Origin of the sequence: Streptosporangium sp. NPDC049376, assembly GCF_044466505.1 — a bacterium.
Classification (GTDB): Bacteria; Actinomycetota; Actinomycetes; order Streptosporangiales; family Streptosporangiaceae; genus Streptosporangium.
Map to the genome: position 1 here is coordinate 26,375 of NZ_JBITMT010000015.1, position 11,854 is coordinate 38,228.

The 11,854-nt window shown below is 68.7% G+C and carries 13 protein-coding genes; 12 read left to right on the top strand and 1 reads right to left on the bottom strand.

Features of this window, described 5'->3' with window-relative positions; translation table 11 throughout:
* The first annotated feature begins 40 nt into the window (after positions 1–40).
* The 11 genes from ACIBVQ_RS29905 to ACIBVQ_RS29955 all read left to right on the top strand — a co-directional run bounded on the left by ACIBVQ_RS29905 (position 41) and on the right by ACIBVQ_RS29955 (position 10,171).
* Positions 41–466 (top strand): Rieske (2Fe-2S) protein, encoded by a 426-nt coding sequence (locus ACIBVQ_RS29905; protein WP_399181553.1) that lies wholly within the window; start codon positions 41–43, stop codon positions 464–466.
* Between the two features lie 148 nt (positions 467–614).
* Positions 615–1,064, top strand: a complete 450-nt coding sequence (locus tag ACIBVQ_RS29910) for a Rieske (2Fe-2S) protein (RefSeq protein ID WP_399181555.1) — start codon at positions 615–617, stop codon at positions 1,062–1,064.
* A 130-nt stretch (positions 1,065–1,194) separates the two neighbouring features.
* A complete protein-coding gene (gene uvrC, locus ACIBVQ_RS29915) occupies positions 1,195–3,135 on the top strand; it encodes an excinuclease ABC subunit UvrC (RefSeq protein ID WP_399181670.1) in 1,941 nt (646 codons plus the stop codon).
* A complete protein-coding gene (gene rapZ / locus ACIBVQ_RS29920) occupies positions 3,132–4,004 on the top strand; it encodes an RNase adapter RapZ (RefSeq protein ID WP_352013204.1) in 873 nt (290 codons plus the stop codon). The genes uvrC and rapZ overlap by 4 nt, the downstream gene beginning before the upstream one ends.
* Entirely contained in the window at positions 4,001–4,936 is a 936-nt protein-coding gene (yvcK, locus tag ACIBVQ_RS29925; RefSeq protein WP_352013203.1) for a uridine diphosphate-N-acetylglucosamine-binding protein YvcK, read from the top strand. Before rapZ ends, yvcK begins: the two co-directional genes overlap by 4 nt.
* A gap of 90 nt (positions 4,937–5,026) precedes the next feature.
* Positions 5,027–6,007 carry a DNA-binding protein WhiA gene (gene whiA / locus ACIBVQ_RS29930; protein WP_012892507.1) on the top strand — a complete coding sequence of 327 codons (981 nt, stop codon included), beginning with the start codon at positions 5,027–5,029 and terminating at the stop codon, positions 6,005–6,007.
* A 293-nt stretch (positions 6,008–6,300) separates the two neighbouring features.
* Positions 6,301–7,305 carry a type I glyceraldehyde-3-phosphate dehydrogenase gene (gene gap / locus ACIBVQ_RS29935; RefSeq protein ID WP_352013202.1) on the top strand — a complete coding sequence of 335 codons (1,005 nt, stop codon included), beginning with the start codon at positions 6,301–6,303 and terminating at the stop codon, positions 7,303–7,305.
* Positions 7,305–8,492: a phosphoglycerate kinase gene (locus tag ACIBVQ_RS29940; RefSeq protein WP_352013201.1), complete on the top strand. Its 1,188-nt coding sequence runs from the start codon at positions 7,305–7,307 to the stop codon at positions 8,490–8,492. The genes gap and ACIBVQ_RS29940 overlap by 1 nt, the downstream gene beginning before the upstream one ends.
* A 109-nt stretch (positions 8,493–8,601) precedes the next feature.
* Positions 8,602–9,387 (top strand): triose-phosphate isomerase, encoded by a 786-nt coding sequence (gene tpiA, locus ACIBVQ_RS29945; protein ID WP_352013200.1) that lies wholly within the window; start codon positions 8,602–8,604, stop codon positions 9,385–9,387.
* Positions 9,388–9,513: 126 nt separating this feature from the next.
* Positions 9,514–9,744 carry a preprotein translocase subunit SecG gene (gene secG / locus ACIBVQ_RS29950; RefSeq protein WP_352013199.1) on the top strand — a complete coding sequence of 77 codons (231 nt, stop codon included), beginning with the start codon at positions 9,514–9,516 and terminating at the stop codon, positions 9,742–9,744.
* A gap of 79 nt (positions 9,745–9,823) precedes the next feature.
* Entirely contained in the window at positions 9,824–10,171 is a 348-nt protein-coding gene (locus ACIBVQ_RS29955; RefSeq protein WP_012892502.1) for an RNA polymerase-binding protein RbpA, read from the top strand.
* 98 nt (positions 10,172–10,269) lie between these two features.
* Here the strand turns inward: ACIBVQ_RS29955 and ACIBVQ_RS29960 are convergent, their stop codons facing one another.
* Positions 10,270–10,950 (bottom strand): TetR/AcrR family transcriptional regulator, encoded by a 681-nt coding sequence (locus tag ACIBVQ_RS29960; protein ID WP_352013198.1) that lies wholly within the window; start codon positions 10,948–10,950, stop codon positions 10,270–10,272.
* A gap of 223 nt (positions 10,951–11,173) precedes the next feature.
* Between ACIBVQ_RS29960 and ACIBVQ_RS29965 the strand changes: the two genes are divergently transcribed.
* Positions 11,174–11,653, top strand: a complete 480-nt coding sequence (locus tag ACIBVQ_RS29965) for a GNAT family N-acetyltransferase (RefSeq protein WP_362915946.1) — start codon at positions 11,174–11,176, stop codon at positions 11,651–11,653.
* The last annotated feature ends 201 nt before the right edge of the window (positions 11,654–11,854 follow it).

The following is an 11,854-nucleotide window of genomic DNA, read 5'->3' on the forward strand; positions in this document are numbered from 1 at the left end:
ATGCCCGCCTCCCGGCCGGGCGACGTCGGGGGAGGTCCCAGTGAGCGGTAACGACGACTTCGCCGCGCCCACACGCAGACATGTGATCGGTGCCGCCGCCGTGGCGGCGTGCGGGGCGGCGCTCACCGGGTGCGCCGCCGCCGAGCCGGGGCCGGCCATCGTGCCCCCGGGCATCAAGGGGCAGGTCATCGTCAAGACCGCGGACGTCCCCGTGGGGGGCGGCAAGGTCGTCAGCAAGTGGAAGATCGTGGTCACCCAGCCGAAGGCGGGGGTGTTCAAGGCCTTCAACGCGAGCTGCCCCCACCGGGGCTGTTCGGTCGGCCGGGTCGCGGACGGCGTCATTCACTGCCCCTGTCACGGCAGCGAGTTCGCCGCCGACTCCGGCAAGTGCCTCAAGGGCCCGGCTGAGGCCCCGCTGGTGGAGTACGCCCTGAGGGTCGACGGTGATGGCATCGTCATGGTCTGAGCCCCGGTGACCGTTATGAGAGAAGATTAAATCTTCCGCATGCGTAATTCTTCACAGTCTCCTGACGGCGGGTACGGCATGCTGAACCAGCGGCGATGCGCTGGTGTGCCGGCCGTACCCGCAGGAACAGGAAGACGAAAGGACGACCATGACGGAGACGACGCGTCGCTCGGTGATGCTGGGCGCGGGAGGCATCGGGGTCGCGGCGCTGCTGACCGCGTGCGGCAGCGAGGGGGGCGGTACAGGCGGCGGCGAGCCGGTCGCGGAGACCCCGGCCTCGACGCCCTCGGGTTCGCCGGTGGCCGGCAAGAAGGAGGCTCTCGCGCAGACCGCCGACATCCCGGTGGGGGGCGGCACGGTCTTCAAGGACAAGAAGATCGTGGTCACCCAGCCGAAGGCGGGGGAGTTCAAGGCCTTCACCTCCGTGTGCACCCACCAGGGGTGTGACGTGGGGAGCGTTTCCGACGGTGTCATCGTGTGCCCCTGCCACGGCAGCAAGTTCGCCATCGCCGACGGCTCGGTCACCGACGGCCCGGCGGGCAGGCCCCTGGAGAAGAAGGAGATCAAGGTCGAGGGCGGCTCCATAGTCCTGGGCTGAGCGGCGGTCCACGCGGCGCCGGAGCAGGAGGGGGCGGCGCCGCGTGCCCGCGCCGTACCGGATGCGCGGGGCTCGCCGGGCAGGGGTCCTGTCGGTGAGGGCCGATAGGCTTTCGGGCGTGGCGAGATCTATGGGCGGTCCGGTGAGTTTCCGGCCCGAGCCGGGCACGATTCCCGAGTCCCCCGGCGTCTACCGGTTCAGGGACGCCGGTGGCAGGGTCATCTACGTGGGCAAGGCCAAGAGCCTGCGCCAGCGACTCAACTCCTACTTCGCGGACTTCGCCGGGCTGCATCCGCGCACCCAGACCATGCTCACGACGGCCGTCGGCGTCGACTGGACGGTCGTCGGCACCGAGGTCGAGGCGCTCCAGCTCGAATACTCCTGGATCAAGGAGTACGACCCCCGGTTCAACGTCAAATACCGCGACGACAAGTCCTATCCCTATCTCGCGGTCACCATGGGGGAGGAGTTCCCCAGAGTCCAGGTGCTGCGCGGCGCCAAGCGCAAGGGCATCCGCTACTTCGGCCCCTACTCCCACGCCTGGGCCATCAGGGAGACGGTGGACCTCCTGCTGAGGGTCTTCCCGATCAGGAGCTGCTCGGCCGGGGTGTTCCGGCGCGCCGCCCAGATCGACCGCCCCTGCCTGCTGGGCTACATCGGGAAGTGCTCGGCTCCCTGTGTCGGCAGGGTCACCGCCGAGGAGCACCGGGCGCTGGCCGACGACTTCTGTGACTTCATGGCGGGCAACACGGGCCGCTTCACCAAACGCCTTGAGCGTGAGATGCGTCAGGCCGCAGCCGAGCAGGAGTACGAACGCGCGGCCAGGCTGCGCGACGACATCCAGGCGCTGCGGCAGGCGATGGAGAAACAGGCGGTGGTGCTGGCCGACAACACCGACTGCGACGTGATCGCCCTGGTGGAGGACAACCTAGAGGCCGCGGTCCAGGTCTTCTACGTGCGTTCGGGGCGGATCAGGGGCCAGCGCGGGTGGGTGGTGGACAAGGTCGAGGACGCGGAGCCCGGCGAGCTCGTCGAGCAGTTCCTGCTCCAGATGTACGGCGAGGCCGCCCCCGAGGCGCTGCCCCGTGAGGTCCTGGTGCCCGCCATGCCCCCCGACGCCGAGGCGGTCGCCGAACTGCTCGGCGAGCACCGCGGGACCAGGGTGGAGATCCGCGTCCCGCAGCGTGGCGACAAGAAGACGCTCATGGAGACCGTCGAGCGTAACGCCAAGGAGGCCCTCAAGCAGCACAAGCTCAAGAGGGCCAGTGACCTGAACACCCGCAGCAGGGCGCTGCAGGAGGTCGCCGACGCGCTCGGGCTCGACCAGGCGCCGCTGCGGATCGAGTGCTACGACGTCTCCCACACCCAGGGCACCAACGTGGTCGCCTCCATGGTGGTCTTCGAGGACGGTCTGGCCCGCAAGAGCGAGTACCGCAGGTTCTCCGTCAACTCCACCGAGGGTGACGTCGCCTCGATATACGAGGTGATCTCGCGCAGGTTCAAACGCTACCTGGAGGAACGTTCCGAGACCGGGGAGCTCGACGTCGAGACGGGGGCGGCGGCGGAGGCCGGCGGGACCGGCACCGGGGCGGCTCTCGACCCGGAGACCGGCAGGCCGCGCAAGTTCGCCTATCCCCCCAATCTCGTCGTCGTCGACGGCGGCCCCGCCCAGGCGGCCGCCGCCCAGCGGGCGCTGGACGAGCTGGGGGTCGACGACGTGGCGGTCTGCGGCCTGGCCAAGCGGCTGGAGGAGGTCTGGCTGCCAGGAGAGGACCTGCCGGCGATCCTCCCCCGGTCGAGTGAGGCCCTTTACCTCCTGCAGCGCGTACGCGACGAGGCCCACCGCTTCGCCATCACCTACCATCGGTCGAAGCGGTCGAAGAGCGTGAGGGAAAGCGCCCTGGACGAGGTTCCCGGGCTCGGCCCAGCCCGCAGACAGGCGCTGATCAAACACTTCGGATCCGTGAAGCGGCTGAGTGAGGCCACCGCCGAGCAGATCCGCGAGGTTCCCGGGATCGGCCCCGCCACGGCCGAGACGATTGTGTCGGCGTTGAAGGGGGAGCACCCATGAACGACAGAGAGACCGCGTTCGTCATCGTCACCGGCATGTCGGGCGCCGGACGCAGCACCGCGGCCAAGGCGCTTGAGGACCTGGGCTGGTTCGTCATCGACAACCTGCCCCCCGGCCTGCTGTTCGCCATGGCGGAGGAGGCCGGGCGGGTCAAGCTGGCCGCGGACAAGGTGGCCGCCGTGGTCGACGTGCGCAGCCTGGCCTTCACCACCGACCTCAACGCCGCGATCGAGGAGCTCGACGGGCGCGGCGTCGCGGTGCGGGTGGTGTTCCTTGAGGCCAGCGACGAGGAACTGGTCCGCAGGTTCGAGAACGTCCGCCGCCCGCACCCGCTGCAGGCGGAGGGCCGGCTGGTCGACGGCATCGCCAGGGAACGCGGCATCCTGCGTGAGGTCCGTGCCAACGCCGACCTGGTCATCGACACCTCCAACCTCAACGTCCACGAGCTTCGCGGCAAGATCGTCGCCTTCTTCGGCGGGGAGGACCGCCCGGGGCTGCGGGTCAATGTGGTCTCCTTCGGCTACAAGTACGGCCTGCCCGTGGACGCCGACCTGGTCGTCGACTGCCGCTTCCTGCCCAACCCGCACTGGGTCCCCGAGCTGCGCCCGATGAACGGTCTGGACGCCTCCGTGCGCGACTACGTCCTCAACCAGGCGGGCGCCAAGGAGCTTCTCGACGCCTACGAGGAGGTGGTCGGCATCATCGCCGCCGGTTACACCCGTGAGGGCAAGAGCTACGCCACGCTCGCCGTCGGCTGTACCGGCGGCAAACACCGCAGTGTCGCGATGGCCGAGCAGCTCGGCGGCCGATTGCGAGATCGGGGAGGAATGGAGGTGCAGGTGAGCCACCGGGATGTGGGCCGCGAGTGAGCGAGGATCTCAAGGTCGTCGCGCTGGGCGGCGGACACGGGCTGTACGCGTCGCTGTCGGCGCTGCGCAGGGTCACCTCCGAACTGACGGCCGTCGTCACCGTGGCCGACGACGGCGGATCGAGCGGACGGCTTCGCCGTGAACTCGGCGTGCTGCCTCCCGGAGACCTCAGGATGGCCCTGGCCGCGTTGTGCGGCGACGACGATTGGGGCCGCACCTGGAGTGAGGTCGTCCAGCACCGCTTCCGCAGCGAGGGCGACCTGCACGGGCACGCGGTCGGGAACCTGCTGATCGTCGCCCTGTGGGAGCGTCTCGGTGACACGGTCGCCGGGCTCGACTGGGTCGGGCGGCTGCTCGGCGCGCACGGGCGGGTCCTGCCGATGGCCTCGGTGCCGCTCGACATCGCCGCCGAGGTCGAGCTGGACGGCCGGGTGAGCACCGTGTACGGCCAGGTGGCCTGCGCGCTCACCCCGGGCAGGGTTCGCGCGATCTCGCTGCTGCCCACCGACCCGCCGGCCTGCCCCGAGGCGGTCCAGGCGGTGCTCGAAGCCGACTGGGTGGTCTTCGGGCCGGGGTCGTGGTTCACCAGCGTGCTGCCTCACCTCAAGGTGCCCGAGCTGGCCGACGCGCTGCTGCGCACCCGGGCGCGCAGGCTGGTCGCACTCAACCTGGCCCCGCAGCCGGGTGAGACCGACGGTTTCTCACCGCAGAAACACCTGGAGGTGCTGCGTCAGCACGCCCCCTCCCTGACGATCGACGTGGTCCTCGCCGACACCGGTGTCGCCGAGGACGGTGAGGAGCTGGAGAAGGCCGCCGCCGAGCTGGGCGGGCGGCTCGTCATGGCCCCGGTCGCCGACGAGGACGGCTCCCCGCGGCACGATGCGCAACGTCTTGCCTCCGTCCTGGACGAGATTTTCCGTGAGAAGCGTTGATCCTGGTCAGCGCCGCTCAGGAGTGCGAGAAACTTCTGTGAGCCTGGTTTCTCGGCCGCATGAGGTCTGTATGGGGGAGGACGAACGCGCATGGCGATGACAGGTGTGGTGAAAGACGAGCTGAGCCGCTTGCCGGTCCTGAAGCCTTGCTGTCGTAAGGCCGAGGTGTCGACGCTGCTGCGGTTCGCCAGCGGGCTGCACCTGGTGGGCGGGCGGATCGTGATCGAGGCGGAGCTGGACACCAACGTCACCGCGAGGAGGCTCATCAAGGACATCGGAGAGGTGTTCGGGCACAAGGCGGAGGTGCTCGTCCTGGCGCCCGCCGGGTTGCGCAAGGGGTCACGCTACGTGGTCAGGGTCTACCGCGACGGCGAGGCCCTCGCCCGTCAGACGGGGCTGATCGACAACCACGGCCGTCCGGTCCGGGGCCTGCCGCGTCAGGTGGTCGCGGGGGCGACCTGCGACGCGGAGGCCGCCTGGCGGGGTGCCTTCCTGGCACACGGCTCCCTCACCGAGCCGGGCCGTTCCATGTCGCTGGAGGTGACCTGTCCCGGCCCGGAGGCGGCGCTGGCGCTGGTCGGCTCCGCCCGGCGGCTGAAGATCCACGCCAAGGCGCGCGAGGTGCGGGGTGTCGACCGCGTGGTGGTCCGTGACGGTGACGCGATCAGCGCGCTGCTGACCCGGCTCGGCGCCCACGACAGCGTGCTGGCCTGGGAGGAGCGGCGGATGCGCCGCGAGGTGCGGGCCACGGCCAACCGGCTGGCCAACTTCGACGACGCCAACCTGCGGCGCTCGGCCCGTGCGGCGGTCGCGGCGGGGGCCCGGGTGCAGCGGGCGCTGGAGATCCTCGGGGAGGAGGCGCCGGAGCATCTGGTGATCGCGGGCCGTCTGCGGGTTGAGCACAAGCAGGCCTCCCTGGAGGAGCTTGGCCAGCTCGCCGACCCGCCACTGACCAAGGACGCCATCGCCGGCCGCATCCGCCGCCTGCTGGCCATGGCCGACAAGCGCGCCCAGGACATCGGCATCCCCAACACCGAGGCGAATCTCACGGTGGACATGCTGGCGCCGTAGTCCGGTCTCCTCGTCTCGCGGGCGGTCCCGGTTCCGGGACCGCCCGTTCGCATGCCCGGCCATCGTTTTGAGATGTCTTTGCTGGTCACAGCAGTGTTGTACGGATTTATCGTGACAAGCCGGGCACTTCACTTGAATAGTGCGATACCTACGCATGAGGCAAAGGAGAAGAGACCTGCCCCCGCAAGTGGTCTAAACCAATTTGGGTCCGATAGTGTTCGTGCTTGAGGTATCAGCCCGCCCAAGTCGCCGGTCTTCTCGGCCGGCGCATGACGTACGAGGAGACCGGAACCGTGAGCATCCGCGTAGGCGTCAACGGATTCGGCCGTATCGGCCGCAACTTCTGGCGTGCGGCCGCCGCCAGCGGCAAGGACATCGAGATCGTCGCGGTCAACGACCTGACCGACAACGCCACGCTCGCCCACCTGCTCAAGTACGACAGCATCCTCGGCCGTCTGCCGTACGAGGTGAAGAGCACCGCCGACGAGATCATCGTGGACGGCAAGACGATCAAGGCCTTCGCCGAGCGCGACCCCGCCAAGCTGCCCTGGGGCGACCTGGGCGTGGACGTCGTGGTGGAGTCCACCGGTTTCTTCACCGACGCCAACAAGGCCAGGGTGCACGCCGAGAACGGCGCGAAGAAGGTCATCATCTCGGCCCCGGCCAAGAACGAGGACGTCACCGTCGTGATGGGCGTCAACCACGACAAGTACGACCCGGCCAGTCACACCGTCATCTCCAACGCCTCCTGCACCACCAACTGCCTGGCCCCCATGGCCAAGGTCATCAACGACACCTTCGGTATCGAGAAGGGTCTGATGACCACGATCCACGCCTACACGCAGGACCAGAACCTGCAGGACGGCCCGCACAGCGACCTGCGCCGCGCCCGCGCCGCCGCGCTGAACATCGTGCCGACCTCGACCGGCGCGGCCAAGGCCATCGGCCTGGTGCTGCCCGAGCTGAAGGGCAAGCTCGACGGCTTCGCGCTGCGCGTGCCGATCCCCACCGGCTCGGCCACCGACCTGACCGTCGACGTCAGCCGCGAGACCACCGTCGAGGAGGTCAACGCCGCGCTCAAGGCCGCCGCCGAGGGCGCGCTCAAGGGCTACCTGACCTACACCGAGGACCCGATCGTCTCCGCCGACATCGTCACCGACCCGTCCTCCTGCATCTTCGACGCGGGCCTGACCAAGGTGATCGGCAACCAGGTCAAGGTCGTCGGCTGGTACGACAACGAGTGGGGTTACTCCAACCGTCTCGTGGACCTCATCGAGCTGGTCGGCGCCGACCTCTGATGAAGGACCTCTCCGAGTTCGACGTGAAGGGTCGGCGCGTCCTGGTGCGCGTCGACCTCAACGTCCCCCTGGACGGGGACGTCATCACCGACGACGGCCGCATCCGGGCCTCGGTCCCGACGATCCAGGAGCTGGCGGGCAAGGGCGCGCGTGTGATCGCCTGCGCCCACCTGGGGCGTCCCAAGGGCGAGCCCAATCCGAAGTACTCCCTGGCCCCCGTCGCCAGGCGCCTGGGCGAACTGCTCGGCGCCGAGGTCGCCTTCGCCTCCGACGTGGTCGGGCCGTCGGCCCAGGCCGTCGTCGCGGGTCTTGAGGACGGCCAGGTGGCGCTGCTGGAGAACCTGCGCTTCGAGCCGGGCGAGGAGTCCAAGGACGACGCGGTGCGCGCCGCCTTCGCCGAGAAGCTGGCCGCCCTGGCCGAGCTCTACGTCGGCGACGGCTTCGGTGCCGTCCACCGCAAGCACGCCAGCGTCTACGACGTGCCGCTGCTGCTGCCGCACGCGGCGGGCAGGCTCGTCCTGGCCGAGGTCGAGGTGCTCAAGAGGCTGACCGAGGAACCCGCCAGGCCGTACGCCGTGGTGCTGGGCGGGGCCAAGGTCTCCGACAAGCTCGGCGTCATCGGCAACCTGCTCACCAAGGTCGACCGGCTGCTCATCGGCGGCGGCATGGCCTACACGTTCCTGGCCGCCCAGGGATACGAGGTCGGTCAGTCGCTGCTGCAGCGTGACCAGCTCGACCAGGTGCGCGACTTCCTCAACGAGGCGATCAAGCGCGGCGTGGAGATCGTCCTGCCCGTCGACGTGCTGGCCGCCACACACTTCGCCGAGGACGCCGACCACGAGGTCGTGGACGCCACCGCGATCCCGGCCGACCGGCAGGGGCTGGACATCGGCCCGCGCAGCCGTGAGTTGTTCGCGACGAAGCTGGCCGACGCCCGGACGGTGTTCTGGAACGGCCCGATGGGCGTCTTCGAGTTCGAGGCGTTCTCCGGGGGAACCCGAGCCGTGGCTGAGGCGTTGATCCGTTCGGAGGCCTTCACGGTCGTCGGGGGCGGTGACTCCGCCGCCGCCGTACGACAGCTGGGCCTGCCGGAGGACGGTTTCTCGCACATCTCGACCGGTGGCGGCGCCAGCCTCGAATACCTTGAGGGCAAGACACTGCCCGGCCTCGTCGCCCTGGAGGCGTAGGGGTGGACCGACGCGACGAGCGCCGTGCCGCCCGCCGTCCCCGGAACACGGGGGCGGCGGGTCCGGGACATGACCGAGACGAAGGCGGACGAGAGACGGTGAGCCACTGATGAGCACGACGCGCAAGCCGCTCATGGCCGGCAACTGGAAGATGAACCTCAACCACCTTGAGGCCATCGCCACCACCCAGAAGCTGGCCTTCGCCCTCAACGACAAGGACTTCGACAAGGTCGACGTGGCGGTGCTGCCGCCGTTCACGGACCTGCGCAGCGTGCAGACCCTGATCGACGGCGACAGGCTGCGCCTCCTGTACGGCGCGCAGGACCTCTCCCTGCACGACGCGGGCGCCTACACCGGGGAGGTCTCCGGGGCGATGCTCGCCAAGCTCGGGTGCACCTTCGTCGTGATCGGGCACTCCGAGCGGCGGCAGTACCACCGCGAGGACGACGACGTGGTCAACGCCAAGGTGCAGGCGGCCTACCGCAACTCGCTCACGCCGATCCTGTGCGTGGGGGAGGGGCTGGAGGTCCGCAGGGCGGGTGACCAGGTCTCCCACAGCGTCTCGCAGCTCGACGGGGCGCTCAGGAAGGTCCCCGCGGAGCAGGTCAGGTCGATCGTGCTGGCCTACGAGCCGGTCTGGGCGATCGGGACCGGTGAGGTGGCGACCCCGGCCGACGCGCAGGAGGTCTGCTCGGCGCTGCGTTCCCGACTCGCCGAGCTGTATGACGGCGAGGTGGCCGCCGCCGTCCGTATCCTTTACGGAGGATCGGTCAAGTCTGACAACGTCGCCGGCATCATGGCTCAGCCCGATGTGGACGGTGCCCTGGTCGGCGGCGCCAGCCTCGACCCCGGAGAGTTCGCCAAAATCTGCCGCTTTAGCGAAATGTCCGGCTGACTGGGCCATTCGGAGGGTACGACTTGACAACAGGTCGTACCCTCTTAGAGCAAGTTTGAATCGTCACGCCACAGGCGTCATCCAGGGACACACCCGGACGCGGGTCGCACACAGGGACAGGTCACGGTGACAATCGGAATCTCCATCGCCCTCATTTTGTCGAGCATGCTGATGGTGCTGCTTGTTCTGCTCCACAAGGGCAAGGGCGGCGGCCTCTCGGACATGTTCGGCGGCGGCTTCTCGTCGTCGTTTGGTGGCTCCTCCGTGGTGGAGCGCAACCTCGACCGGCTCACCGTCATCACCGGTGTGGTCTGGTTCGTGTGCATCATCGCGTTGGGCCTCATTCTCAGGCCCTGATCCGGCTACGCAAGCGTGACAGTGGTTCAGCCCCCCGCATCCAACCGAGCGCAGGGGCCATCGAGCGAGGAGTTCATCCGTGGGTAGTGGCAACGCGATCCGTGGCAGTCGTGTCGGCGCGGGCCCGATGGGGGAGGCGGAGCGTGGCGAGGCGGCTCCCCGGGTAAGGGTTCCGTTCTGGTGCGCGAACATGCATGAGACGCGCCCAAGCTTCGCCAGTGACGCCGCCGTCCCTGAGTTCTGGGACTGCCCCCGGTGCGGTCTTCCCGCCGGTCAGGACGAGGCGAACCCGCCCGCTCCGCCGCGCAACGAGCCTTACAAGACGCACCTGGCCTACGTGAAGGAGCGTCGCAGCGACAAGGACGGCGCTCAGATCCTGGCCGAAGCCCTGGAGCGGCTGCGCTCCTCCTCGCGACCCATTTACTAGTACGGCACGCCGAGAGGCCCTCGTGGAACATCCGCGCGAGGGCCTCTCGGCATGACTACGGAATGATTACGGATCTTGTCATGCGGAGATTTCTCCGCTTATATGGGGGGTGATGGCTCCGGCTGGGGCCGATCTTCGAACTCGAAGTCCGGTTGCCTGAGTGTGCGCACCAGTTCGTCCAGCCCGGCTTTCACCCGTTCGACGTCCATGCCCAGTGTCCTGCGCTGGTGCAGGTAAAGAGGAGCGGCCAGCGGGGCAAGCAGGGCGTCCGCCAGGTAGTGGACGTCCGTGTCGGGACGAAGGTTCAGCAGCAGCGTCGTCAGATGCAGGTGGTAGGCGGCGTAGGAGCCGCCGGTGTACCGCGCCTCCGGTGCGCTGGCTTCTGCGAAGAGCAGCAGGTCGGCCTGTTCCTCGGTGCGGTCGACCAACGCCTCCATGAAGGCGATGATGCGTTCGGAGGCTGGCGCCCCCGGCCCGAGCGGTGGCGGTCCGTGCAGGAACGCGGCCTGCAGGGTGCGTTCTCGCTCGTCGATCAGCGCGTACGCCAGACCGGCCCGATCCCCGAATCGCCGGTAGACCGTGCCGACCCCGACACCTGCGACCTGAGCCACTTCGTCCATTGACAAGCTCTCCACACCGCCGGAGGCCGTGATGCGCCGGGCGGCGGAGAGAATCTTTCTCCGATTCTCCGCCGCGTCGGCCCGCTCTCTGGGAGCGTCTCCGACGAGTGGTAGCTCCTTCCCCGTTACTGAGGGCTCCTTCCTGGTCGGCTCAGCCATCGAAGGCGGTTCCGGATGCGGCGCCCGTCTCCCCGGCCGCGCCCATGTCCTTCTTCATATTCATGATCGTATCTGTGTGGAGGCTCCCGCGTGTCTCGGCGGCGAAGATCCTTATATCTTCCTTTCCGGACATAGGGAACATAACGGATGCATCTCCTGTTCTTGCTGGACTGCGCTGGTTATCCGTTGGCTCCTGTCCCGGCCGGGACTGTAGGTTCCTGCCGTGACCGGCACAGAGGCGACGACGAAGATCAGGCCCGCGAACACGGCGGACGCGGCGGCGATAGCGCACATCCACATGACCTCCCGGGCGGTGACCATGCCGTACCTGCCGCCGCAGAGACGCGACCACGCCCAGGTCACCCGATGGATCGAGGAGGTCGTGCTCGCCTCGTGCCGGACCTGGGTCGCGGTGCGGGACGGAGAGGTCGTCGGCTACGCCGCCCTTGAGGGGGACATGCTCGAACATCTCTACCTGAGGCCGGACATCCGCCGCCAGGGCGTCGGCACGCTCCTGCTCGACGAGGTCAGGCGGCACAGCCCGGACGGCCTCTCCCTGTACGTCTTCCAGAGCAACGTCGAGGCCCGCGCCTTCTACGAACGCCACGGGTTCACCGTCTTCGACACCGACGACGGCCAGCGGAACATGGAGAAACTGCCCGACATGACTCTTCGCTGGACACCGTACGACGCGCACCGCTGATTCGCCCGCGAGCCGTGCGGTCACGGCATCATGGGGAAAACGGGGATAAGCCCTCGGAAGGGGGTGGAAGCAAATATCGTTTCCCGTGTCTCCGGGGGCAGGAAGGCCGGTTGTCACCCGTCGAGGCGGTGGCCGTACCCGGTGAATTGGATCTTCGTCGTGACTCCGGGTAGCGTGCGCGAGGCCGCCGGACGCTCCGGC